Genomic DNA, 24,112 nt, shown 5'->3' with positions numbered 1-24,112 from the left:
AAGAATCAACGCCAAAAGCTCGGACAGCAATGCTCCCGACCACGCCACCAACAAAAAACAACGAGCTCACAGGCTTGGTGAATAATGCGGGAATAGTCCGCTTCAGCATGACTGCGGCCATTCCACTGAGTTTCACCCGAATCGTTCAATGCGCTACTAAGTATCTGAATTCCCTGTTGGAACGCACCACTCTGCAATTTCACACTTCCCATTGCTGCCTTCGCCGCAATTGCAACGCTTACGTTTTCACTGGCAGCTGGACCACTTAATAGCGCCGCGGCGGCGGCCGTTTGCCCTAAACTCGCGAGGCATTTGCTCTGCAAGATTCGCAGCCACATCACATCGTCACCCGTTGCAAACGATTCGGCCTTCTTGAAGCCCAAGAGTGCGGCCTGAAACTCCAACCGTTCGTAGTGTGCTGATCCGACAGCACCCCACAAGACGAGCTCTGGTGACGATGTCGCAGAGAGTTCGCAACCGGTAGTCCGGCCAAACTTCGCAAATGCTCTCGGCAACGCTGAGGGCCATTTCGTCTCACTTGGACGTTGTTCTATGGCTCGAATCCAAAATTGGGAATCGAATCGTCGACTTCCTTCCAAATGCAAATTCACCCGGCCTTGAGTTGCCTTGCCCCAGGCATTCATTGCATCTGCTTGGCGTTCGGAATGGAGGCAGGTTTTGGCAACCATTAGCCAGATCCGATTTGCGCGTTCGTTGTCTTCGTGTTCCTCCGCAATCTGTGCAGCCTGCAGCAGCAGCGACTCTGCCCACCCGAAGCGTTCATTGACGAGCTCTCGCAAGCCAAGCAATCGAAGGGCATCCAACATCACCAAGGGATGATCCAAACTCTGTGCAATGTTTCGGAGTTGTTGCGCAGCCTCTTCCGATGGATTGCCAGACTGAAGTTGTGCAATGAAATCGGTGCGTGATTGGTGGTAGGCAATCGCCTGAGCTTCTTCTGTTTTGAACGTCAACTGCAGACGACTCAACGAGATAGCGGGAGGCACTCCCTGAGATAGTTGCTCGGAAATGAAACTGATAAGCTCTGCACTCGAATCGTCAACACACCGTTCCCAAAAAGCTTGTTCAGCAACGTCAACATGGGCGTCGACGAACCTAGACGCGGAAAAGAGCTTTTGCTGATCCAGGAAAGCTTGCAGTTCACTACAAAACTGAGCTGTTGATACGGGAGCCACTTCCGCGGTTCCCAGCACGGTTTCACGACCGTCAAAACGAATCGTCTTTGCGGGAGGGTTCTGGACTCTAGGCTCTTCTACCGCTTCTAGAACGGCTGCTTTGTGGTTTTCTACTAAGCCCTCAAAGTTCTCGCCGCCACCTCCGACCTGCCCATCACCCTTATTGGGAATCGAACATCCCCAAGTAAGTCCGAGGACCATCATGCTGACGAGCAAAGCACTGTGACATTCTACTGAAGTTGACTTCTTTGGACGAATGATCATGTTCACGGCGAGCCTTTCACATTGTGAAACCGGAAGAGCTTGGCTCTTTCGCGGCACTCAGGCTCGGCGCGGATCACATCACACGCCAAATAGGTATTGAGATCGCCGGTTGCATCGGGGCTGTTTGGATGCAAGCTCAGTTCGTGAAGCATTGTCTGTGACCGCGCGGCGGATTCGCTCGGCGTACTAAAGACACAAGGACGGATCATCACCACCAACTCACTTCGTGACCGATTGTCAGCGTTCCGACGGAACAGGAAACCGACACCAGGGATGTCGCCCAAAATCGGGACTCGGTCATGCGACGAACTGATGCGTTCTTCGATCAAACCGCCCAGGGCGACAGCCATCCCATCTTGAGCCACCATCGTGCCGCTGACCGTCCTGCGGCGAACCGTGTCGACGCTCACCGAAGTCACGCCAACCCCAGTAGCATCTGGAATTGGAATCGACGCTCCACCCAAGATCCGCTCCGAGTTTTCCTCCACCACACGCAGTGTCACCGTCCGATCCGCGTTGATGTTGGGGGTAATCAGCAACGATTGGCCGACATCACGCAACTCGGTGATCGGTGTCGCACTGACAGCCCCCGAAGCAGCGTTGATCCCACCGATGACTTGGGAAGGTGTGAATCCGACAGTGAATGGCAGGGTATCGCCAACAAAGATTCGACTGACCTCATTGTTGGCAGTCAAAATCAATGGAGTCGCCAACGCGGTCACTCGGTTTTGGCTTTTCAACGCTTGCATTCGGAACTGAAAGTTTCGATCGACGACCTGAAACGTCAGCGCCCCTGGCAAAGTCCCCGAAACTCCCAAGCCAGACGCCAAGGCACGACCGGCTACATTGCTACCAGGAAAAGAGGGGTAGGGACTCCCATCGCTAAACCCTGTTGCCATGCTATCTGCTTGAGAGAAGTATTCAAAAGCCGTGTTCACCCCGTCGGCCAATTCGATCCGCAGAACCTTTACCTCAAGCAAAACCGTTGGTGTTGGAACATCCAGTTCGAGAATCAGTTGCTCGATCTCCGCCATCGAGTGAACATCCGCAGTCCGCACAACGATCTGATTGTTCCGGCGGATAGTCGAAACGTAAATGGTTGCCTTGCCTTCATGCATCAACCGCGAACGTGTCTCATGGGAAACGTCACCAATTGCAGCCATGCGGCTTTCAATCTCCTGGATCTCTCGGGCGGTCAAGTTTTCGCCAACCCGACTTACTGCCCCCGGGTTCAACAGCGATCGCGAACGAGATCGGCCGGTGAGTCCGCCACCGCCTTGCAATCCCCCCAGTCCTCCACTTGATCCACCGCCGATGCTGCCCGAGCTGACACTGCCATCGCCCGACGCTTCAAAAGTCCCCAATCCTAAGGCTCGACCATCCACCAAATCGAAGCGATTGAAACGCTGAGATAGATCGTTCAGTTCGTCCGTGTCTGAATCGGCCATGTTCAAATCCACTCGATCACCGTAGATCTGACCGATGACCTGCGCAACGGCGACCGGATTCGGATAGAGCAGCGTGAATACGCGTGTTTGTTCTTCACGAAAGCTGGTCAGATCCTTTTCGTACTCCTCCGCTGTGGAAATCCGAAAAATGCCTGATGCGTTGTCCATGCGGTAGAACAGCCCGTTGGCTTTGACGATTGCCTCCAAAGCGGCAACGGGTTCGACGCCGTGGAGATACACGGTGATTGGCGTACTGCCCGCGTCAGCCGAGCAGAGAATATTGAGCCCGGTTTCGATCGCGAAGAGCTTCATCGCCTCCGAAAGTGGAACGTCCTCGAACTGAATGATCTTGAGCGAGTCGCTCGATCGCCCAGCTGGGATCTGTTCGACCGGACTGATCTTTGCCAGCCCCTTCGAGGGAACATTGGGTCCGGACAGAACGGCATCATCCATGTCCGCTGCTTCGCCCAAAAGCAGCATGTTTCGAAAGTCGGATGGATTGTTCCCCTCGGAACCATTCAGTTCCAGCGTCGGCCGCGGCAATTCTTGCCCGCTAGTCCATGACCCGATTGCCAGCGTCAACGACATTGCATAGAGCTGTCGCCTCAGCCGGGAAGCTGCGTTTGACATCTCAGTGCCCTCCGAGATTGACGTAGTAGAAGCCCGTAACGGTTTTGTCGTCTGCCCTGACTTTACGGCTTGAGGGAAATAACGGTTGGAACGCTATGAACAGAGAATCCTGCAATCGTGAACGGTTGCGGAGCCCTATCTTGAGGAAACCTTCCCTGTTTCACGGTTTTCCACTTGATTTCAATGGCAATCACCGATTGCGTGCTAGAGTTTTTCGGTCCTGAATTTCACCAGGCATCAAACACATTCAATTTTGATGGTGCGGCATCGACTGCGTTCGAATATGTCCCCAAGGAATACCCAAATGATTACCAAACCTAAAAAACGAACCGCGTTTACGCTGGTGGAATTAATTGTCGTGCTAATGATCCTCGTTGGATTGGCCGCCATCTTGATCCCAGCCGTCTCCGACATGGTTGGACGTACCAACGCGAGTGCCAGTGTCGCGAATATCTCGGAAGTTGCCAATTCGGTGCAACGCTATGAGACCCAGTACCTGTCGTATCCGGACAACCTGGATAGCTTGATGACAGACCTGACCGGAACCGACTTGGACACGCTGACGGCTTCATTGACAGCAGCGACGGCCGATGTGACGTTGACCGCACTCACGCGTGCTCCACTCACTGCCGCTGGGATTTCAAGCGTTGGAGTTCACACGGCGGGTGACAACACATTCCAACCATCAACCGCAACGGCACTAACCGACACCACTGTTCTCAAAGGCCTGACACCTGCCACCCAAGTCGCGTTGGGATTGGAAACAACCGGCGTTGCTGGCAAGTACATCATCTTGGGATTGGGAACCATCTCCGAACTCAATGGCGAAACCAACATTGAGGCTCCAATCTACTTCCCTGAGAATGGAGTGCTCAACCCTGAGTCCGTCTACGGACGATTCATCGCCGTGTTTCAAATCACCGATGGCACCGATCCACTTGCTCGTGCCAAATTCAAAACGGTTATCGCGCCAACTGGTGAAGGGCTCACCACAGGCTTGTCGAACTACTTCGCGGTTGCGTCAAACATCTAAGTCGGCTTGGACAAATTGGATCGGCGTTCAGCTAACTCGCTGATTGACGACCCATTTTGGGGCATCCAACTGACTCGACCACGCACTTAGCAACTGAGACGCTACAGACTTGCGTCGATTAGCATTTGATCGAGGACCAAAAGAAGTTCACTGACTCGTTCAGCATCCAACAGATCGCGGTTCGGGAACGACTACAAATAACGGGGCACGTTATGCGATTGAGATCAGCATTCACTCTCATTGAGTTGATTGTTGTCCTTTGCATCTTGGTGGCGATATCGGGAATTTTGATTCCCGTGTATTCGGGCACGATTCAAAACGCGAATCAGGTCGTCACCATATCTTCGCTGAATCAGATCGGCGATGCGATGGGCGACTATTGGCGCGATACCAAATTCGTCACGCTGGACGGGATCACGACAACCGCAACTGAGTCCGATCGATTTGACATCGATTGGCTTTTTGCGAATCCAGTCACTGGCGATGGCACCATCGACTTCTCGTTCCATTCAAAGATTGGATGGCGTGGACCCTATTTGTGGACGTCCACGGGTGATCAAGTCAGCGCAGGCGCGCCGTACATGGTCGATGCATGGAGTCATTCCATTCTCGTCCAAGACGTCCTTCCAACCGCGGTGCCTCGCGATTTGCGAATTGTTTCCGCGGGTCCCGACGGCGTTGTCACGATTCCACCGTCGACAGCGACGGCAGCATTGACCAGCACAGATGTAGGAGACGACCTTTATGTCGCTCTCACACTGCACTGAGCCACGGGCTTGCAAGACCATCCAATCGATTCATCCGCAGCGAAAAATTCGTCATGCGTTGACGCTGTTGGAATTGATCGTTTCGCTTGGGATTTTGGCCATTCTTTCGACCATCGCGGTGCGATCGCTCGATCCCATTGCTGATCAATCGCGTTTTGAAGCAACGCAACGAGTACTGGAGTCGATGCGATTGGCAACGATCGGCGATTCCAACATTCGTCAGCTGAACGGCCAAAGAATACTGGAAGGTTTTGTCGCCGACACGGGATCGTTTCCTAGTGACCCAGATGATCTTGTAGTCCAACCCGTCGGCATGATCAGTCATTCAATTCAGACATTTGACTCCAACAATGATTCAATCGACGACGTCAGCTTGTCCAGCGGTTGGAGAGGCCCGTACCTGCAACTTGGGGTTGGGCAATCAAACATAGTCGATGGCTGGGGACGTCCGTTAACAATCACCGCTGGAGCTGGGACAGTCAACTTTCAATCCACCGGCTCAGATGGCGATTCGATTCTTCCCGAGGATGGATACGCTTCCGATCTGTCGATTGCGATTTCAAACTCGGAATTCGAGTCAACCGTTACGTTCCGCTTGTTTGACATTGACGGGATCACTGGATTACGAATCATCCCGTCTCTTCTGGGCCTTCAACAGTCGGGGATACTGCTGTACTGCGTCAACGGAAATGGGGGCACTTCGGGAGCAGTCGAAGAAGTCATGATTCCGGTCGGCCCGTCTGGGTCCTTCGAAGCAACAAAGACGGACCTTGTCCATGGAACCGCCGCCGCACGCGGGGTCATTTGGTTGGACCTGAATCTCAACGACCAATTGGACGTTGGCGAACTCATCGCACGGACGACCTATGTTCACTACTTCACAGTCACCAGCAATTCGGACGTCCGGATTGAAATGGAATTGCGGCTTTAGGTATGAACACAGCAACTCAACACACGGTCGTATTGGTAAGCGATAGCTTCATTGCACGTGTCGACATTTCAGCTGGGCCTGTAGGTGATGTCGTTTGGTCAAAACGAACGGAACGACCAGAAGATTTCAGTTTGGGCGAATCGATTGAATTGGCTTACGACGACGGGCCGCGAACAAAGGGCCGAGTGTGGATCCTGACCGATGAAGTTTGGTCAGGTGAAGTCACACTGGCATCCAAAATTGCCAAAGCGATTCCGACGGGACAGCTTGAGCAGACCCTGGCACTGCAAGCCGAAGAACACTCAGGGAGTTCTCCATTTAATTCGCGACTTGGTCATGTCGCTATGCGCCGCTCCGGTGCGGATTCTACTTGGTGGGTTACCCAAGCAGAACAAGATCAGCTGGACGAAGTCACGGCGGCGATCCCTGCTTGGGCAGGAAAACTGACTGGTCTCGCGTCGATGAATATGGCCCCGGATGAGATCACAGATTTTTTCGAGGGAGATAACACCGAATCGTATGGTGACCTGGCGAAAGAATGGCTGGCCAAACATCTGTCGAATGACGGCACGATACCAATCATTGAGCCCGACCAACGAGCCACTCATTCAAGCAACGCCTTTCGGAATTCACTGATTGTCACCACGATCGTCATTGCGACGACGGCGGCATTGCATATTCATGGAGAGCGTCGCCTCGCGGACGCCGAAACTGTTTTGTCGCGAATAGTGAACTATGAGAAGCAGCTCAGAAAGGACGTCGATCGTTCCGAAGCCAAGGCGATACAAGACCTTGACGCTCAAGAAGAAAATCAAGCCAATCTGACCGCCGAAATCGAAAACCAAAATAGGTTGCGACAGCAAATTGGTGAGCGGTTGGCAAGCTCAAAACGCCCCTCGCAGGTGTTGAGTACGTTGGAAGCGACCGCTGGAATGGGGCACTGGATGCAAGGCATTGAACTGAAGGACCGAAGGATCACACTTTCCGGCTTGGCCATGGATTGCTTGACGGTGTCCAACCTTTTGGAACGACTGGAACTCGAATTTGGATCGCTTCTCTCGCGTGTCCAGCCATCCGAGATGTCAGCGACTCCTTTCGGTGATCTTGTGCAGTTCGAATTGCGACTAACGTTTTCGGAAAATGGCCTCCTGCCAAATGAGCAACCGTTGTCTGTTCATGGGAGCGTTGCAGCCAATGTTCGTTGACCCGCATCGACACGGCCGTGTTTTGGTCGCCGTTGCAGTTGCAATGGTGCTGCAAACTGCATATGGAGCTTTCATACGCCACCGTCAACATGAGCAATTGGACGCGGCAACTCGGCAACAGCTGGGCGGGATTGGGCTACTTGAGCAGCAACTCAAACAGCAATCTGATTCGCACCCCACAACGCAGATTGGCTTCGCTGAACAGGCTACGCCCCCTTTGAATGCGAAAGACGCATTGCCAAACCCCACGCATCAGAGCCCGACTGTTGTGGAGGCGTTTGCCGACGTGTTGGATTTGGTTGATTCCAATGATGTGACATGTGTTAGCGCAACCCCCGAATATCCCGATGCAAATCTTCCGACATTGAACTCCGCCAGCTACCGTTTGTCGCTCGAAGGAAGCTTTCATAGCGTGCAAACGATCGTGAAGGTCATCGAAACAACGTTGCCCAACCTGGCTGTCACCGAACTCACCATGACACGCACATCGACTTCGATGCCTTGTCAGTGGGAATTGGTAGTCGGCTTCTCGGAGGTTGTGCCATGAGTACCACAACAGCACCAACGACCGAATGCCTGGCGGACTTGGAAGAGATCGATCTGAAGCGAGTGAAAATTGACCCGTTCTGGTCCCGTGTTTTACCTGCCGCGGGAGCACGCCGGTTTCAAACGATTGCACTCTGTAAGATCGACGATCAAGTGATTGTCGCCACATGCAATCCGCGACTTGCAGCCGTTCGGCGTTTCGTGACAACCAAAATCAAGTCACCCATTCAGTTCGTTCGCGCCGACAGAGATTCGATGCGACGTGTGCTCGGACAGGTGCACGTTCGGGCTGAAGCAGGCATTTCGGACGACACGGAGGATGAATCTTGCGAAACCGTGAAGGTTTGCTCCGAGTTGATCAGAGCAGCCTGCTTGCGCGGAGCGTCAGACATTCATCTCGTCCCAAGTGAAACTTCGCTGGAATGTCGTTTTCGCGTCGACGGAATCTTGGAGACTTTCCGGCACATCGATCTCGAGCTGCAGGCGGGTGTAGCAAGCCGGATCAAGGTCCTCGCAGGCCTGAACATCGCCGAGAAGCGTGCCCCTCAAGACGGTCGCTTCTCGATTGCAGCGGACGCACAACTGCCAAAAATCAACGTTCGCGTCGCTACGATTCCAACCCGTTATGGAGAACGAGTGACACTCCGTTTGCTGGCTCCGATGCACAGTGAACTGTCACTGGCGAATCTGGGCATGGCAGAACGCGAGATGGTTCACTTTTCATCAGCCCTGCAAAGTCCAAGCGGCCTGATACTGTTGACCGGGCCAACGGGAAGTGGCAAATCAACGACACTTTACACGTCGATCACCGAGTTAATGGCAACTCGCGGCGGGAACGTGATCACGGTGGAAGACCCCATTGAGTATGAAATCCCGGGGGTCACTCAGGTCGAGGTCGACTCAGCGGAAAAGGTTACGTTCCTGGGTGCTCTGCGCAGCATCCTGCGACACGACCCCGACATCATCATGCTCGGCGAAATACGAGACGCTGAAACGGCGGAACTTGCCATCAAGGCCTCCCTGACTGGGCACTTGGTTTTCAGCACTCTGCACACCAACAATGCCGCCGGGGTGGTCACCCGTTTGATCGACATGGGCGTGCAACCGTTCCTGGTCGCAGCAACGCTTCGCATGGCAATCGCGCAGCGACTCGTTCGAAAACTCTGCCCCCATTGCCGCGTTCCCGCGACACTCTCGCGTACCGAAGCCGCCGCTCTTGGAATCCCATCAGCCGAGGGCACAGGTGCGTTTCGATCTCAGGGATGTGTTTACTGTGCTGGCCGAGGGTTCATCGGACGAACCGCCATTTTCGAAATGCTGCGAGGCGGCGCCGAGCTGTCGGACTTGATCTCAGGTGGTGCGTCCGAATCCGAGCTGCATCAACACATGCAAACGACGGACGCATGTCTATTCTCCGACGACGGACTTCAGAAGATTCAGGCGGGAGACACCACCGCCGAGCAGATCATCCGCGGCGTGGCAACTTGGTGAAATCATGCCTGTCTATTCTTACCTTGCACAAACGAGCGGCGGATCCATCGAACGAGGGACGATGCGCGAGGCCTGTCCTCAAGACGTGCAGCGAGTTCTGGCAAAACGTGACATTCGTTTGATCGGAATTGACGAGCAACAAATTGTCAATGATTCGGTTGCCAAATGTCGCGACTACATTTCCGCCCTTCAAGGGTGCGGCTTCCGTTCCATTCGCTCGGTAGATATCGAGCTCATGCTGTTGCAGCTTTCAGTGATGCTCACGAGCGGACTCGCGTTGCAACCGGCCCTCAGTGAACTGAGCGAACATTGTCCGAATGGACGGATGCGACATCTTTGTAGGAAGCTAAACGAAGCAATCGAACAAGGGATCTCTTTCGCAACTGCATTGTCAGATTCAAAAGCATTTCCGCCAATGGTCGTGCAACTGGCGGAGATCGGCGAATCATCGGGTGAACTTGCGCTGACACTTCGACGAGCTTCAGAGGCCATGGAACGGCGCCGCCAATCCAAAGGAGCCCTGCTGTCGGCACTGGCCTACCCTTGCCTGGTTGCCGTTTCGGCAACGTGCGTAGCGATCTATCTGATTGGTTGGGCGATCCCAAAGCTGGCGAAATTCCTAGACGCGATGGGTCGAAAGCTTCCCGCGATGACGCAATCGCTGCTTGATGTATCGACATGGATCAACCATTACAGCACAACACTCGCGGTTCTCGTTGTAGCAGTCTTCGCGGCGATAGGACTTTGCTATCGATGGCCGCCGGGACGGTACCGAATCGACCAGTTTCTGCTTCAGATTCCGTTGCTGGGTAGTCTGCTAAGAATGGCCGAGACACAGCAACTGGCCGCGTCGCTGGCGTTGCTATTGCGCAGTGGAGTCTTTCTTCAGGACGCATTGATCACAGCCGCTGCATTGCAACACAACCAGTATCTCCAAAGTGGACTGAACCAAACGAGGAAACAGATCGCGAGAGGCGGCGGGTTTGCGAGTTCCCTGCATGACAAAGGTTTTGGTGCTTTGCTTGCGAGCATGATCGCGGTTGGCGAAAAAACCGGTGACCTGCCATCGACCTTGGAACATGTCGGTGAGTTCTACGAGGGACAGGTCGAAACCCAACGCAAACGGATCGAGAAGCTAATCGAACCCGCAATCATCGTGGTTGTGGGTGGCCTGGTAGGCTACGTCTACGCAGCATTCTTTATGGCGTTGATGAGCGCCGGAGGCAACTTCAATTGATCGATTCAACCTTCCGATTTGGATGGCCAATACGTCAGGTGCTGGCAGTTTGTTTCGTCGGCGTACTAGGCTCCATGTCCGCCCATGCTGGCGACCCCACTACGCCGAGTCCTCAACTCGTTGCAAAAATCAACGCGGCCAATTTTGCTGATTCGGCGCAGGCTCCTTCAGCCACTCCGACGCCCAGTGGATCTCGCCCGGTTCATCTGAAGCTGTTGGGATTGATGCTTCGCGATCGGGACAACGGTACCGCGATTGTTTCTTTGAACGGAACACGGGTTCGTGTGATTCCGTTGCAGAGGCAACGTCTGGCCGAACGCGACATCGTCGAGTTTGACGATCGCTCGTTTGTTCTTGCGGATTTCACGCAAACAACATTGGTCTTGGAGAGCCCGGACGGATCCCGCGAATTCTTGCTCAAGTAAGTTTTGATCAGTGGCCAGCAAAGCTTGGACGACGAGCAATGATTGCCTTGACATTTCATCGCGAGTCTATTGGGAGGTCGCCAATCCTGAGTTCGTTCGCGTGATGAGATGAGTTACCACGATGCGTCGCAACCGCTTCAGCAGTCCCGTATCGAATTTCGGATGGATCGCTACGACAATCCTGACTTGTCTTCTTGTTGAAACGCTCCCGCCGACGGTTGCAGACGCTTCGGGTCCAACCTTCACGCTTCTCGATGTTGATGACCAACCGATTCCAAACGCGTTGGTCAGGCAATTCGGAGAATCTGGGATTCGCAGGGAGGAGAAGCAGTACAAGCTGCGACATCAGACAACGACAAATGATTCTGGCCAATTTCAATTGCCTGACGGTGTCCTGATCGCAAACCCCTATCTGAAAAGAATCGAAGGGGGGCCGGGACTAGTGGCAACCTGGGTGACAGTCCCATCCGTCGGCAATGAACACGAACGAACATGGCTGCTTGGGACATCCGTAGGAATTCCTGATGCCTATTTCCAGTGGAACCTTCGTTCAGTCGCGATGTTCTACGGTAAAGCGATAGAAATGCCGGATCGAGAGGACTTGGAAAAGGACTTGGTCATTCGGCTTCCCAAACCGTCAACCGATTTGCGAATCATCAGCGCCGAGGGGGCCCCGCAGCCCAATGTCACGATTACCCCGACTCAGCTTGTTTGGTTCGCCCGAGAGTTGACGCCAGACGACAACAATGACCACGGTGCGATTCGAAAACGAATCGGTGTTCCCCAAGTGCTCCGTGCATCGTTGGCTCGAACCACGGATGCTGATGGCCGAGTTTCCTTTTCGACCATCGACCGGATGGAATTCGCAGAATTGGAATGTGAATCCCCCGACCATGGCCTGCAAAGGTCTTTCACCAACAACAACACGATTGGAAAGGAACTTCAGAACGACTTGGTAATTTATCCAGTCGGTTCTGTGAGTGGTGTCGTTCGCGTACCGAACGGCGTCGATCCTGACGCGCTGAATGCGACCGAGTTGTTGTTCGAGACATCTGGCTTCCGTCGCCCAAAGAATGCCACTTTGTCGATGCAAGGCGTCGCGAAAGTCAGGTTGGACCAGAGCGGAACGTTTCATCTGCCTGCCATGGCAGCGGGCAAATTTAAGTTGGTCGATCGTTTCGGCGAGGAAGCAAAAGTGCGAATCACTTTGCCAAAGAAGGCGACGGTGAGCCCCGGAGAAGAGCTAAAGCTTGACTGCAAGGCGATAAAGATGGTCCTGGTTCGAAGTCGGTACGTCTACCGTGAATCAGGCGAACCTGCAGCAAGCAAGTCGGTGAAGATCAACCATGGCCGAGATGCAGGCGTCAGCCGAGAATTAGCGGTCTACACCAAGACCGACGCGAACGGCCGATTTCAAGCGAGAGTCTTTCCAGGCACGATCGGATACGAATCATTGACCGTTGTGGATGGTTTCAACCAGGCTCACCGATTTGAGCAACCGAGAAACCTCCAGCTACCGCAAGGCAAACGAACCATGGTTCCAATCGACTCAACGACGTGCGACCTGGAACCCCTCGAATTGATACCAACGAGACTCGTCCGTGGAAAGCTGATCGATCAAGATGGCGACCCACTAGCAAACGTCGGCGTCTACGCCTGGAACAGGTTTCAAACGTCCAACGATTTTTCCAGGACGAATGAAGAGGGGGAGTTCACGCTCGAACGGATGCCCTCGGCGTACCCGCCCAAACAATTCAAGGTCGGCCCCCAATACAAAACCAAACGAGCGATGGTTGTGTCTGATGATCCGCTAGTGATCCAGCTGAAATCGGATTTGCCGTCAGAGTAATAATGGCCTCCGTCAGACCGTCGGCTACGCCCTGACATTGAGTTTCAGGGGAACCCGTTCCGAGTAGCTACGATTTGCTGTAGCCAAGTTCTCGCATCACGATCAACATTTCGTCGCAGGTAATGTACCGACGATGATGTTTCATCTTGTACTGATCGATCGCTGCAGCCAGTTCACAACCATCTTCCGACAGATCGGCATGAGAACTACCGAATTGACGCCGTTCTCTCGCGAATCCACTGTCGCCTGATTCTCTATTTCGACGGCGGTCTTGGCGAACTTCTCGCTCGGTCGAACGCGATTCCGTGGTTTCCGATCGCACAGCGGACTCCTGCCGGTTCCGACGGGGCGGAATTACGGTCACAGGTGTCGTCTGGCTGGTTTGAGTTGGAGGTGGCAACGGCATCAATGTGGATCCTCACACGGGTAACGAGCGTGTCTTGCACACGTTTTCGAGAGACCTCTCACCACAACCCTAGGTCAAGAATCGAGGGAAGGGAGCGGAAAAGCACAATTGATCCCCATCTACAGGGGCGGTCTGTAGCGAAGGATCGTGTTGGTGAAACAAAAACACGGAGAATCGTGTCTGGTTTCGCAAACACGCGGAAATCGTTACCGTTTTAGCTGCCCCGCTCGCTCGCAAATGCAGCGATTTTGCGTGGCGACACACCTTCTCTCTTCGCTTCCTCTGACACGACCTGACGCCGAGATGCCCGACACTGCCCCATCGAGTCAACCGGAAGGCGATTTACGTTATCGCCGCGTGATTTTGAAACTCAGCGGCGAAAGCCTGGCTGAATCTGGCAAGCGGGGAATCAGCGACAACGAATTGCTGGCGATTGCCAAACAGATCAAATCCGCTCACGAATCGGGCTGTCAAATCGCGATCGTCAATGGCGGTGGCAACATCCTGCGAGGTGCATCGTTCTCTGGTGCCAATGCGTCAGTCCAGGAGGCCACGGCCCACTACATGGGCATGCTCGCCACGGTGATCAACTCGCTGGCGTTGCAAGACGCTCTCGATTCGATCGGGTTGCAGACTCGAGTGATGAGTGCGTTGCCCGTCGACCGCGTCGCGGAACAATTCATCCGCCGCCGCGCCATCCGACATCTCGAAAAAGGCCGCGTGATCATCCTTTCCGGAGGAATCGGAAGTCCGTTTGTAACGACTGACACAGCCGCGGCTCAACGAGCACTCGAGATCGAAGCCGACGTGATTTTGAAAGCGACCCGCGTGGACGGCGTCTACAGCGACGATCCAGAAAAGAACCCACATGCGGTTTTGTACGAACAACTCAGCTACAACGAAGTGATCCAGAAGAAGCTTCGCGTGATGGATGCGACCGCCATCGCGTTGTGCAACGAACACCGCAAGCCAATCTTGGTGTTTAATTTTAAGCAGGACGGCAACATCGTTCGTGCCGTCCGCGGTGAATCCGTGGGAACCTGGATCGGTGACCCACAGGACACACAAACCAACCAACATTGATTGCAAACAGCCTTTCCCCCTCCTCAATCCCCAGGATGACACGATGACGAGCGACGAGATATTGATGGACGCCGAAGAGCGAATGGACAAAGCCGTTTCGGTGTTGCAGAACAATTTGTCGGGGATTCGCACCGGAAGAGCTAACCCAGGTTTGGTCGATTCGATCAAAGTCGAGGTTTACGGTTCGCTGACGCCGCTGAAACAATTGGCCAGCATTGGCACGCCGGAGCCACAACAAATCTTGATTCGCCCGTACGACGCAACGACAATCAAAGATATCGAAAAAGCGATTGTCGCCGGCGATTTGGGTTTGAACCCACAAAACGATGGCCGCGTCATTCGTTTGAACGTGCCGCCATTGTCGGGCGAAGTCCGCAAGAAAATGGTTTCGCGAATCAAAGAGTTGGCGGAAGAGGCGAAGGTGTCGATCCGCAACATTCGTCGCGATGCCAACAAAGCTGCTGAAACAGCCGAGAAGGACAAAGAGATGACGGAAGACGATCGCGACAAGACCAAAGATCAAGTGCAAGAGTTGACCAAGAAAGCTGAAACAAACGTCAATGAATCCGCCAAAGCTCGCGAAGCGGAAGTGATGGAGGACTGATCGTCCATGACACAATCGGTGCAATGCCCGCGATGTTTCGCGGCCGTCGCGGTAAGCGACGATGCCGGCGGGACTCGCGTGATTTGCCCGAAGTGCCAGGACACGTTCTTGGTCCCTGGGGTCTCAGCCAATTCCACCAATGACGACGACGATTGGTTGGTACTGAGTGATCCGCCCGAGAAGAGTTCCACGCCGCAGAAACCTGCGGCCACGTCGCAACCCACCCAAGTGGCTCCTGCGAATATTTCTCCGGCGGTGACACCCAAGCCTGCCGGGTCGAGCGTTCCATCAGAAGCCGACTCGCAAGCGTCGAAGCAGGATTCGGCTGACTCCGGTGGCGACATGTTCGACATGGATCTGCCTCCGGTCGACTCCGCCTCATCATCGGATGACGAAGATCCGTTTGGGTTCGACAATATCCAGGACATTTCGAGAGGGACAGAAAACGGCAAGCAGGAGCCTGCTGCTGACGCGTTTGACGACCCCGACGATCCATTCAATTTCGATTCGATGGAAGAATCGGTGTCCTCGTTCCCGAGTGCGGGCGAAGCAGCAACTCCCGCGGCAAAGGACTCGATGGTCGATCCGTTGTTCAGCCAAGCCGCCGCCCTGGCGGCATCGGCGAGCAAGCCCAAGCCGCCGGCCTCCGACGAACCAGTCGCTCACAACGTTGAATACGAAGAGAACTTCCGTGTTCGATGCCCCGTTTGTGCGACCATGATGAATGTGACCTCCGCACAGTCCGGCAAACAAATTCGTTGCCACGATTGTCACAAGTCGATCAAAGTTCCGCCGGCGCCTCGGAAGAAGAAGAAGGTTGTGATCGACATGGATCGCGCCCAATCTTTCCAGTTCAACGAAACCGCGGTGACGCAGAGCGATCGCCCCGCTGATCCGTTCCGCAAATCAGCTCAAGAGTTGCTCGCCCAAGCTGCCCGCGTCGAAGAAGAAGAACCGGCTCCCGATTTGGACGTGCCCAAAATTTCCGACTGGGCGAAAGCTGTCTTTGGAGTCTTCGGCCAGTTCAGCGTGACCGTTCATTGGCTGATCCTGTCGTCCATCGCTGCTGTGATTGCTTTCATCGCGATCGCATCTGGATTTGATGCGGCACTGAAGTTCTTGTTTCCCGCTGGCATCGTTTACGGAGCGATGGTGTTGGCGTGCGGATTCACCATCCTGCAATCAGTGAGCAACGATGAAGAATCAGTTTCGGATTGGCCGCTGACCCTGGAACCTATGGAGTGGCTGGCTCCCACAGCATTCTGCTTCGCCGCCGTCGGCTTGACCGGCGGACCAGGTTGGCTCATCGGCACCCTCGCGTTTGGTCAGAACTTAGCAACGGTTTGCTTGACCATGCTCTCTGTGTTTCTGCTCTTCCCTTTTGTCTTGCTGTCGATGTTGGACATGCAGAATATGTTCGTCCCGTTCTCGCCCGAAGTCGGACGTAGCGTGACGCGTTGCGAAGAAGCGTGGGGCGGTTTCTATCTGTCCGCAGCGTTGATCTTCTTTGGTGCCTTCCTGATCTTTTTCATGGCCAGTTTGTTTCCTCCCGTGGCCGCGGCGGTGGTGTGCATCTTTGTGGGCACCGCGGGAACCTTCATCTACTTTGCGATGTTGGGTCGATTGGCAAAGGCGATTGGCCAGTCGGTCAATGACCAGCCCAGAGACAACGACATCGATGAAGTTCGCGAGGCAGAACGAGCTCGCGAAGCCAGTGGTGGCTGAAAAGACGGAAGCGGCGAAACCGCTTTGCCGCCTGCAGATCTAAAAAGGCCGCTCGTCGGAATCTTCGCGAGGGTCACCGCACCAACGGTTCAACGCTTCGAGCACAACATCTCGCTCGGCCGAGCTCGTCCACACGGAATCTTCGACGTCCAAACGGATCTCGTAGTAGCCTTCACGTTGGCAGTCTTCTTCGCCACAAAAGTGCGGCAAATCCGCCACCCAAACGACTCGGTAAAGCGGCACGTGTTTGTCGTCAACTTTGACGATCGGCGAAACCATCGCGGTGTCCCTGTGGAAGTTCTAGGAAATGTCTCGAGCGAATTGTGCTGGCTCGCAACAGCAGACTAAGCGGCTGAACTAGGCCAGTTCGCGACTGCGGTTCGCTGACGCTTGAACAGCTTGAATCATCGCTCCTCGCACCGCATTCTGTTCCAGGACGCTCATCGCGGCAATGGTTGTTCCACCGGGGCTGCAGACGTTGTCCTTCAGCACGCCGGGATGCTCCCCCGTTTCGCGAACCATTTTCGCCGCACCGAGAACTGTCTGCGTCGCCAATTGCAGAGCGGTCGCACGCGGCAAGCCCGCCGCAACACCGCCGTCGGCGAGCGCTTCGATAATCAAGAATACGTACGCGGGTCCGGAACCACTGACGCCCGTGACCGCATTCATTTGTGGCTCGGTGACCTGAGACGCGATACCGACGCTGCTCAGCATCGTTTCGATCAGTTCAATGTCGTCGTTGTTCACTCCGGAACTGACGCAGAAACCGCTGGCGCCTTCACCGACCAGGCTCGGCGTATTTGGCATCACGCGAACGACCCGATCGTGTCCAACGCCTTGTGTCAGTTTGTCGAGACCGATCCCGGCAGCGATCGAAACGATCAATCGTTCCGACCAGTCAGCCGATTTGCCCGCGTCATTCTTCACTGCCAAAACGTCTGCAATGATGTGCGGTTTGACAGCCAACATCACGACCTTCGCACCCGATACCGCGGCAACCGTGTCGGTCGTGGTCGAGCACTCGGGGTACTTCGACGACCACCAATCCCCAGTCGATTTGGTTTTGTGAACAACCGTCAGTCCACTGGGTTTCAGGCATCCGCTTTCGAGCATTCCGCCAACGAGAGCCCGAGCCATTTGCCCGCCGCCAATGACCGTCAATCCGGTGAGTTGCATCTCGAGATTCAATCCATCTGTCGCGTGTTAGGAAGAAGACGACCGACCAGACGACTCAGAACATTCCCGGGGTACGCTTTTCGACGTTGGCCAGCAACTGCATCAACGCAACTCGTAGTTGCTTGACTCGCAGCGGCAGTGGAAGCAGCACGCGATTGGGGCCGCGTTTGGCGCGACCGATGATGTGTCCTTGGCGTTGATCGACCAGCAAGACCGCAGGAATTTCAGCAGTCTGTTCGTCGGTGACGAACTGGTTGTAGGCCTCCAACGCGTCGTTGCCAAGTTCGGCTGCTCCAAAGATCACACAATCTGCGGGATTCTCGATGTCGTCCTCGAATCGAGCCAAAGCACGTTTTGGATCCGCGATGATCAACACTCGGTAACCCCGTGCTTTCAATCTTTCACGAACGGCGTTTTGCAGGTTGGCTTTCGATTCCACCAGCATCACCACGTAGCCTTCACCCTCATTGGTGACCACGTGATCGTCACCCACATCCGCGGCGTCGACGGTTCCACTCGTGTCGTGGACTTGCCGTTCGACCGGACCCTTCTTGAGCGTTTCCAGGACTCGTTCCACTTCGATCCTCAATGCCGAAGCCGACTGAACCCGCTTCTCCGGATCGTATGCCAAAATCTTGATCAACAGCTGACTGACAAGCCCCGGGCAATCCGGCACATGATCCGTGATGGGTTTGATTTCTTGGAAGCGAGAAACGTTCAACCGAGCCAAACGGTCTCGTGTTTCCGAAAGCGCCGGTGTCCCCGCCAACATGTGATAGAGCATGTTTCCAGTGAAGAAAACATCGCTGCGAGGGTCATCTTTGCGGACGTTGGTGCCTCGTTCCAACGCCGCATAATCGATCGCGCGAGCGTTCGGGCAATCAGCGACTTGTTCGGGGTTGTTTCGATCGGCCAAGGCGGCCAACCCAAAGTCAACCAGCTTCGCCGTGCCTCCCGATGAAATCAGAACGTTAGATAGCTTCAAGTCACGGTGCGAAATCCCGAGACTGGCGGCGTGAGCCAAACCCGCCGCGATTTCCATCGTCAATTTTAGCGACAGTTCAACCGGCAACTGTTTGCGGATGCGGACCAATTCCCGTAGCGTCTGCCCTTCGACAAACTCCATCACCAAGAACGGATTGCGGACGTCGGGAACAACATCCAAAATCCGAACGATGTTCGGGTGTTTGAGTTTCAAACCCATGCTGCCTTCGCGAAGGAATTGCTCCATCTCCTTCGGTTCATCGCGAAAACGCTTTCGCAGCACTTTGACGGCAAAGACCTCGTTGTCTTTCTCAGCTCGATAGACGCGAGCGAACGTACCGGCACCGATCAGGTACTGAACCTTGTAGTCGCCGTAGAAGTAGCCGCCTTTGTCGCCGCGGTTCAGTTTCTCGCACTGCAACGTGGTCAGGATTCCGTGTCGCTGCAGCAGCTCGATGACTTCGCTGAGCCGACGTTCTTCGGCACCCAGTTCCGAAAGCGCACGATCGACTTCCCGACGATCCGCGATTCCAACTGCAATCGCTCGTTGAATGAATTCCTCAGGAGTCGGAGCACTCATGGATTCGTTGCTTCTCCCGACTTCTTTCGCTCGTACTCATGCAGACGCACACCAAGATCTCGCAACGCAGCAAGGTCATCCGCCCAATCGGCGTTCTTCATTTGGGCAGGCGACAGATAGATGTTCAGATAGGGTGCAAACCGGCGATCGCCTTCCACGTCCGCTCGGCACATGTCGACCAGCGGTTTCAGATTGGCAAACGGGTTGCCCGGAGCAATCAGCATGTCCAAATCATTGAGCGAGGTCAGTGGCTCAATCGAAGTGAGTTTGTTGTCGGAGACCTCCAACGTCGTCAGCCAACCCAGCTTTGAGACCGGGTCCAAACTGGTCAGTTCATTGCCGGCCACATCGAGCGACCAGATTTTGGTCAGCCCAGCCAGCGGGTCGAGGCTGGTGAGCTTGTTGTCAGCAACATACAAGGTCCGCAGATTCGACATTTTGGTCAGTGGATCCAAACTGGTCAGCTCATTGCGAGAAACATCTAACAACTGCATCGCAACCAATTCGGTCAACGGTTCCAGGCTGGTGATCTTGTTGCCCGCCAAGGTGACCGATTGCAATCGCTTCAAATCGGCGATGGGAGACAAATCAGAGAACTCGTTGTCGGCAAGATCGATCAGCATCAATGACTTGCAGTGCTGCAAACCCTCAAGCGACTGAATGCCTTTGGCGGTGCCAACGACGCGAGAGATTTTCGCGACATCTTCGGCGGTGATTGGTTCTTCGTTGTGCCGTTTGGCGAACACTTCGGCGCGAACAGCGGACTCGAGTGCTTTGTCAGGAAAGACCGATTTGACGACAGGCTTTTCCTCCGGCTTCTTGTCTTTCTTCTTCTCCTCTTTCTTCTCCTCTTTCATCTCCTTCTTCTCAGCCTTGGCTGGAGCAGCCTTTTTCGGTTCGTCCTTCTTAGGCTCCTGCTTCTTGGGCTCGTCCTTTTTCGCCTCATCTTTCTGCTTGGCCGGTTTCTCGGGCTTCGCGTCTTTCTTCACTTCGGCCGGTTTCTCGGCTTCGGCAGTCTGTTGCTCGCCGGCGTTCTTGTCGCCATCATCGGCTGACAAACCGGAGACCGGGCCCAAAAGAAGGCAGACAAGCGACACGAACCAAAGGACGGACAGTTTTCGCGAGCTTTTCATGGTGAATGTGCGGAACCGTGAAGGAAGATGGAGGGCTGCAAAGTCACCCATCATAGTCGCTGCCCCCCGTAATCGTCATCTCCCGCTTTGGCTGGTTGGCCAGTTCGACAGCGGTTTTTCCTCAGTTGGCCGATGCAACCAGACTTTGGATCAGAATTGCGAGTGCGGCGCTGGTCATCGGCACGCTCATGCTGGGTGAATCCGAATTTTCGCGAGCCACCTGGGATGGGGCCAGAGGCACGTGCACAAACAAGGACTGCGTCCGCATGCTGAACGCCGCTGAATAGTGATGACTCAGGTACAACGCGGCGTTGCAGAGATATGTACCCGCGTGATGCGACACCGCGGCGGGAATGCCCGCATCACGAATTTTCTGGGCTGAAATCGAGAGTGGCAGCTGAGAACGGTAGGCGGCGGGCGCGTCCGGCAGAATCTCGGTTCCGTCGGTCCGCAGATTCAGACCCACGTTTTCCAGCCTCATGTGCGTCGAACCGGGAGCTTGGCCGCAATGGATCGCAAAGTCGTATCCGGCTTGCAAATCGGCTCGCAGCCGTTCGCTCATCGTCAGAAGATTGACCGGGTATCGCCGGGTGACCAACTCCACCGGCCCGTCGTACCAGTGCGTCAGTTCCATCAGGCTCATCCAGCTCGAATTGTCCGGCCAGCGGTCGTAGGGCTCGAAAGCCGTCAAGAGAACCTTGGTCACGTGTTGGGTCGTCCGGCGGGAATGCGAGAGAATCGGAGCAGGATTTCAGGTCCGCAATCGAGCGTCGGAACGCTGAAACGGGCTCCGCAAGTATAGTTCGCTGTTGTCCCCACCGAAGTCCGAAACGCAAAAACGCCCCCGAATCAAAGCGATTCGAGGGCGTTTGGCGGTTCAGATGGTTGCTTTCGCGTTCAGCGTCTTAGGACGCCGTCGAAGATCACCAGTTGAAGTTGGCTCCGACGTAGGCTCCGTGAAGCAGCAGGCTGCTGTCCGCGTGCAATGCACTTGCCGAGGCGACCGAGCTGTAGTCACGTGAATAGTTGTCGGCGATGGCCAAGCCAGTTGCACCGAGAACTCGGTAACCACCACGAACCGTCCAGCAGTTGCTGACTCGGACGCCGAGGCCCAGATCAAACTCACCCAAAGTCGACAACACGGTGTCGGTGGTTTCGTAGTTGATCATTTCGCCGGGCATCGCTGCCAGTTCAGCAGCAGTGTCTTGTGTTCCCAAACGATGACGGAACTCAGCTTGGTTTCCGTAGAGACCGAACTTGCCACCAACATTGAAGTTGACTCGGCTGCCCAAGCAGTAGATCAGTTGGCTGCCGAACTGGTAGCCGAACAAATCGTTCTCGGTCGAGGTCGTGTCGTAGATGTCGTTCATCGTGTAGCCGGCTCGTCCGTCAACATCGTAGGCGTAATCGACGCTGTCTTTGAACTGGAACCAACGAAGGCCGTGGCTGGTGACAACTTGGACTTTGCCGTTGCAAGGACGAACCAGAGGTCCGGCTGCTCCGCCGTATCCGTGACGCGGTCCACAGGGAGCACATTGTTGCGGTGGGCAAGCACCGGTGTTGCAGCTGCCGTAGCCACCATAGCTGGCTCCGCCGTAACCGCCGACTCCGCCATAGCCACCCATTCCCATGAAGCTCTTCAGTTTGTGGCCCATGCCCATGCCAGTTCCGCAAGAAGCGGCTGAAGCACGTTGAGCACCCATCAAACCGAAGCTGAACAGGTTGACTTCCAAACCTTGAACATCAACGTCACGACGTGCACGGAACTGAGTCGCTTCTGCAAGCGAGTTCGTACCAGCACCACCAGGAGCGGCATTGGTATCGCCTCCATCCAACGCCGATTGACCGGCACGACCATCGATGATGTCGTAAATGGTGTATGCGCCGCCCCCATTCAAAGCGTTGTAGACACCGCCACCATTGTCGTAGTTGTACGCCATCTGGGCACCGTTGTACTGCGGCATTCCTGATGCTCGCAGTGCACCGCCACCGCCACCATTGGCAATGGAGTTCTCAGCCGTGTAGACGGGCGAGTTGTACATCTCGGAATCAGGATCCCAATTGAAGTACGTCACTCCCAAACCGTACTGGCCACATCCGAGGTAGCGACCGGCGGTGAGGCTGTAGCCCAACGAGTTGTCTGGCTCGATCGACCCGATGCCCATCAGAGGCAAGTAGGGGCGAGTTGGATCAGCGGTGTCGTAACGCGAAACGATGTTTCGGTCTTTGCCATTCGTATCCATGTTGAAGAACAACAGTTCAAACGAACCGAACCATGGGAACAAAGGTGCTCGCACGGGAGCGGCTGATGGCATGCCACAAGATTGAGCGGCGTACGAAGCACCTTCCCAAGGTTGCGAAGCAGCTTGCATGTACGGGCTGGGTTGAGCACATGACTGGCAATCGCCAGCGGGAGCAGGAGCACTGCTGTACTCGACTGGTGCCGAGTATTGCTGAACTGGAGCCGCGGAATGCTGGTGCGACGAGTGCTGATGCACAGTCGCGGCTGGTGCGGGAGCAGAGTAGGACGGTGCTGGCTGAGCCGGGGCAACGTGCTGTTGCACGGGAGCCGACAATTGCTCGCCGTAAGAAGGAGCCGGCGTCGGAATGGATTCCGGTGGTGGCAATTGGTTGTCGTATCCACCCGTCGAAGCGGGCTGGAACAATTGCGGGCCGTTGTTTTGGTTGCCGAAGTTGTTCCACTTCGCAGGAGCTTGGTAGCCGCCCGCGTTTGGTTGCTGATAGTTCCCGCCGCCAAACGTTTGAACCGCTTGGGTTTGAGGAACACCCAATTGGCTGGTCGGACCAGCGTAGGGTTGTCCGCCGTATTGACCAGGTCCGTACTGTGCCGAGGCGATGGTGCAAACACCCATGGAAAGGGTGGCTGCGACAGCTCGCAAGACGTTGAATTTCATCCTTGACTCCTTCTGCGTGCGCTAATGTGCTTCATTGCAACTGCCCTAGCCGAAATCGGGTCTTCCACAGAGGCGACCGACCAAGATCGAAATGACAGTCAAGTAGGACCAGTAGTTGCCGGCCCAAATCGCTGGGAGGCACTCACGAAATGTCATGTCGATCTCAATCAGTTGAGTGAACGTTGACCGCTCGCCCGACACCCCAGCCGAAATTTCAATACGGTGGACCTGAATTGAGAGAAGTTGGTTGACCAGACCGATTGCTCGGTTTGGTTTTCCTTCCGCAACTCGAATCGTCCGAGGTGGACTCCTTTCCACGTACCAATCCCTCAATTGGCGGCTAACTCGCGTCAGATTCAGCGAAGAATGCGATCGACTGCTAGGAGCGTTGCAATCGGAACGCTTTGCCATTCCGGACCACCTTGTCTGAATGGGACGGTTCTCACCCAAGATTTCACCCAATCGACAGAGTTTCCCAAAAAGC

The 24,112-nt window shown here is 55.0% G+C and carries 20 protein-coding genes; 12 read left to right on the top strand and 8 right to left on the bottom strand.

Annotated features, from left to right (window positions below; translation table 11 throughout):
* Window positions 1-1,462: 1,462 nt before the first annotated feature.
* Window positions 1,463-3,538 carry a type II secretion system protein GspD gene (locus tag CEE69_RS16115; protein ID WP_099261635.1) on the bottom strand — a complete coding sequence of 692 codons (2,076 nt, stop codon included), beginning with the start codon at window positions 3,536-3,538 and terminating at the stop codon, window positions 1,463-1,465.
* Between the two features lie 304 nt (window positions 3,539-3,842).
* Here CEE69_RS16115 and CEE69_RS16110 point away from each other — a divergent pair, with 304 nt between their 5' ends.
* From CEE69_RS16110 to CEE69_RS16070, 9 genes are all read left to right on the top strand, one after another.
* The gene (locus tag CEE69_RS16110) at window positions 3,843-4,571 is read left to right on the top strand and encodes a type IV pilin protein (RefSeq protein ID WP_158231037.1); all 729 of its coding nucleotides are present in this window, start codon (window positions 3,843-3,845) and stop codon (window positions 4,569-4,571) included.
* 212 nt (window positions 4,572-4,783) lie between these two features.
* On the top strand, window positions 4,784-5,338 hold the full coding sequence (locus CEE69_RS16105) for a type II secretion system protein (protein WP_143549267.1): 555 nt from the start codon (window positions 4,784-4,786) through the stop codon (window positions 5,336-5,338).
* Window positions 5,316-6,269, top strand: coding sequence for a type II secretion system protein (locus CEE69_RS16100; protein WP_099261632.1), 954 nt, complete (start codon window positions 5,316-5,318; stop codon window positions 6,267-6,269). Before CEE69_RS16105 ends, CEE69_RS16100 begins: the two co-directional genes overlap by 23 nt.
* 2 nt (window positions 6,270-6,271) lie before the next feature.
* Window positions 6,272-7,474 carry a PilN domain-containing protein gene (locus CEE69_RS16095; RefSeq protein ID WP_099261631.1) on the top strand — a complete coding sequence of 401 codons (1,203 nt, stop codon included), beginning with the start codon at window positions 6,272-6,274 and terminating at the stop codon, window positions 7,472-7,474.
* Window positions 7,425-8,021: a hypothetical protein gene (locus CEE69_RS16090; RefSeq protein ID WP_143549266.1), complete on the top strand. Its 597-nt coding sequence runs from the start codon at window positions 7,425-7,427 to the stop codon at window positions 8,019-8,021. The genes CEE69_RS16095 and CEE69_RS16090 overlap by 50 nt, the downstream gene beginning before the upstream one ends.
* Window positions 8,018-9,511 carry a GspE/PulE family protein gene (locus CEE69_RS16085; protein WP_099261629.1) on the top strand — a complete coding sequence of 498 codons (1,494 nt, stop codon included), beginning with the start codon at window positions 8,018-8,020 and terminating at the stop codon, window positions 9,509-9,511. Before CEE69_RS16090 ends, CEE69_RS16085 begins: the two co-directional genes overlap by 4 nt.
* A gap of 4 nt (window positions 9,512-9,515) precedes the next feature.
* Window positions 9,516-10,748 (top strand): type II secretion system F family protein, encoded by a 1,233-nt coding sequence (locus tag CEE69_RS16080; RefSeq protein ID WP_099261628.1) that lies wholly within the window; start codon window positions 9,516-9,518, stop codon window positions 10,746-10,748.
* 74 nt (window positions 10,749-10,822) lie between these two features.
* Window positions 10,823-11,173 (top strand): hypothetical protein, encoded by a 351-nt coding sequence (locus CEE69_RS16075; protein ID WP_099261627.1) that lies wholly within the window; start codon window positions 10,823-10,825, stop codon window positions 11,171-11,173.
* A 454-nt stretch (window positions 11,174-11,627) separates the two neighbouring features.
* Window positions 11,628-13,022, top strand: a complete 1,395-nt coding sequence (locus tag CEE69_RS16070) for a carboxypeptidase-like regulatory domain-containing protein (protein WP_158231036.1) — start codon at window positions 11,628-11,630, stop codon at window positions 13,020-13,022.
* A gap of 67 nt (window positions 13,023-13,089) precedes the next feature.
* Here the strand turns inward: CEE69_RS16070 and CEE69_RS16065 are convergent, their stop codons facing one another.
* Complete coding sequence (locus CEE69_RS16065) at window positions 13,090-13,428, bottom strand: hypothetical protein (RefSeq protein WP_099261625.1); 339 nt, start codon at window positions 13,426-13,428, stop codon at window positions 13,090-13,092.
* A gap of 303 nt (window positions 13,429-13,731) precedes the next feature.
* Between CEE69_RS16065 and pyrH the strand changes: the two genes are divergently transcribed.
* From pyrH to CEE69_RS16050, 3 genes are read left to right on the top strand one after another with little or no spacing between them, the layout of a single operon-like run.
* Window positions 13,732-14,511 (top strand): UMP kinase, encoded by a 780-nt coding sequence (gene pyrH / locus CEE69_RS16060; RefSeq protein WP_099261659.1) that lies wholly within the window; start codon window positions 13,732-13,734, stop codon window positions 14,509-14,511.
* A 43-nt stretch (window positions 14,512-14,554) separates the two neighbouring features.
* Window positions 14,555-15,115, top strand: a complete 561-nt coding sequence (frr, locus tag CEE69_RS16055; protein WP_007339966.1) for a ribosome recycling factor — start codon at window positions 14,555-14,557, stop codon at window positions 15,113-15,115.
* Between the two features lie 6 nt (window positions 15,116-15,121).
* The gene (locus CEE69_RS16050; protein WP_099261624.1) at window positions 15,122-16,840 is read left to right on the top strand and encodes a zinc ribbon domain-containing protein; all 1,719 of its coding nucleotides are present in this window, start codon (window positions 15,122-15,124) and stop codon (window positions 16,838-16,840) included.
* A 39-nt stretch (window positions 16,841-16,879) separates the two neighbouring features.
* On the opposite strand, the gene CEE69_RS16045 is transcribed toward CEE69_RS16050, so the two are convergent.
* From CEE69_RS16045 to CEE69_RS16020, 6 genes are all read right to left on the bottom strand, one after another.
* Entirely contained in the window at window positions 16,880-17,119 is a 240-nt protein-coding gene (locus CEE69_RS16045) for a hypothetical protein (RefSeq protein WP_099261623.1), read from the bottom strand.
* A gap of 78 nt (window positions 17,120-17,197) precedes the next feature.
* Window positions 17,198-18,016 carry a pyrroline-5-carboxylate reductase gene (gene proC, locus CEE69_RS16040; protein WP_099261622.1) on the bottom strand — a complete coding sequence of 273 codons (819 nt, stop codon included), beginning with the start codon at window positions 18,014-18,016 and terminating at the stop codon, window positions 17,198-17,200.
* 55 nt (window positions 18,017-18,071) lie between these two features.
* Complete coding sequence (locus CEE69_RS16035; RefSeq protein WP_099261621.1) at window positions 18,072-19,580, bottom strand: serine/threonine-protein kinase; 1,509 nt, start codon at window positions 19,578-19,580, stop codon at window positions 18,072-18,074.
* Window positions 19,577-20,713, bottom strand: coding sequence for a leucine-rich repeat domain-containing protein (locus tag CEE69_RS16030; protein WP_099261620.1), 1,137 nt, complete (start codon window positions 20,711-20,713; stop codon window positions 19,577-19,579). Before CEE69_RS16030 ends, CEE69_RS16035 begins: the two co-directional genes overlap by 4 nt.
* Before the next feature lie 121 nt (window positions 20,714-20,834).
* Window positions 20,835-21,419 carry a pyroglutamyl-peptidase I gene (locus CEE69_RS16025; RefSeq protein WP_099261619.1) on the bottom strand — a complete coding sequence of 195 codons (585 nt, stop codon included), beginning with the start codon at window positions 21,417-21,419 and terminating at the stop codon, window positions 20,835-20,837.
* A 217-nt stretch (window positions 21,420-21,636) separates the two neighbouring features.
* Window positions 21,637-23,628 (bottom strand): hypothetical protein, encoded by a 1,992-nt coding sequence (locus CEE69_RS16020; protein WP_099261618.1) that lies wholly within the window; start codon window positions 23,626-23,628, stop codon window positions 21,637-21,639.
* Between the last annotated feature and the right edge of the window lie 484 nt (window positions 23,629-24,112).

The sequence above is a fragment of the Rhodopirellula bahusiensis genome, assembly GCF_002727185.1.
Classification (GTDB): domain Bacteria; phylum Planctomycetota; class Planctomycetia; order Pirellulales; family Pirellulaceae; genus Rhodopirellula; species Rhodopirellula bahusiensis.
The sequence above is the reverse complement of the archived record's forward strand: the minus strand, read 5'-3'. Positions and strand labels throughout refer to the sequence as shown.

Excerpts from the sequence above, each read along its gene's own strand:
- CEE69_RS16115 (WP_099261635.1), bottom strand. The coding sequence starts at position 3,538 with ATGTCAAACGCAGCTTCCCGGCTGAGGCGACAGCTCTATGCAATGTCG.
- CEE69_RS16110 (WP_158231037.1), top strand. The coding sequence starts at position 3,843 with ATGATTACCAAACCTAAAAAACGAACCGCGTTTACGCTGGTGGAATTA.
- CEE69_RS16105 (WP_143549267.1), top strand. The coding sequence starts at position 4,784 with ATGCGATTGAGATCAGCATTCACTCTCATTGAGTTGATTGTTGTCCTT.
- CEE69_RS16100 (WP_099261632.1), top strand. The coding sequence starts at position 5,316 with ATGTCGCTCTCACACTGCACTGAGCCACGGGCTTGCAAGACCATCCAA.
- CEE69_RS16095 (WP_099261631.1), top strand. The coding sequence starts at position 6,272 with ATGAACACAGCAACTCAACACACGGTCGTATTGGTAAGCGATAGCTTC.
- CEE69_RS16090 (WP_143549266.1), top strand. The coding sequence starts at position 7,425 with ATGAGCAACCGTTGTCTGTTCATGGGAGCGTTGCAGCCAATGTTCGTT.
- CEE69_RS16085 (WP_099261629.1), top strand. The coding sequence starts at position 8,018 with ATGAGTACCACAACAGCACCAACGACCGAATGCCTGGCGGACTTGGAA.
- CEE69_RS16080 (WP_099261628.1), top strand. The coding sequence starts at position 9,516 with ATGCCTGTCTATTCTTACCTTGCACAAACGAGCGGCGGATCCATCGAA.
- CEE69_RS16075 (WP_099261627.1), top strand. The coding sequence starts at position 10,823 with ATGTCCGCCCATGCTGGCGACCCCACTACGCCGAGTCCTCAACTCGTT.
- CEE69_RS16065 (WP_099261625.1), bottom strand. The coding sequence starts at position 13,428 with ATGCCGTTGCCACCTCCAACTCAAACCAGCCAGACGACACCTGTGACC.
- pyrH (WP_099261659.1), top strand. The coding sequence starts at position 13,732 with ATGCCCGACACTGCCCCATCGAGTCAACCGGAAGGCGATTTACGTTAT.
- frr (WP_007339966.1), top strand. The coding sequence starts at position 14,555 with ATGACGAGCGACGAGATATTGATGGACGCCGAAGAGCGAATGGACAAA.
- CEE69_RS16050 (WP_099261624.1), top strand. The coding sequence starts at position 15,122 with ATGACACAATCGGTGCAATGCCCGCGATGTTTCGCGGCCGTCGCGGTA.
- CEE69_RS16045 (WP_099261623.1), bottom strand. The coding sequence starts at position 17,119 with ATGGTTTCGCCGATCGTCAAAGTTGACGACAAACACGTGCCGCTTTAC.
- proC (WP_099261622.1), bottom strand. The coding sequence starts at position 18,016 with ATGCAACTCACCGGATTGACGGTCATTGGCGGCGGGCAAATGGCTCGG.
- CEE69_RS16035 (WP_099261621.1), bottom strand. The coding sequence starts at position 19,580 with ATGAGTGCTCCGACTCCTGAGGAATTCATTCAACGAGCGATTGCAGTT.
- CEE69_RS16030 (WP_099261620.1), bottom strand. The coding sequence starts at position 20,713 with ATGAAAAGCTCGCGAAAACTGTCCGTCCTTTGGTTCGTGTCGCTTGTC.
- CEE69_RS16020 (WP_099261618.1), bottom strand. The coding sequence starts at position 23,628 with ATGAAATTCAACGTCTTGCGAGCTGTCGCAGCCACCCTTTCCATGGGT.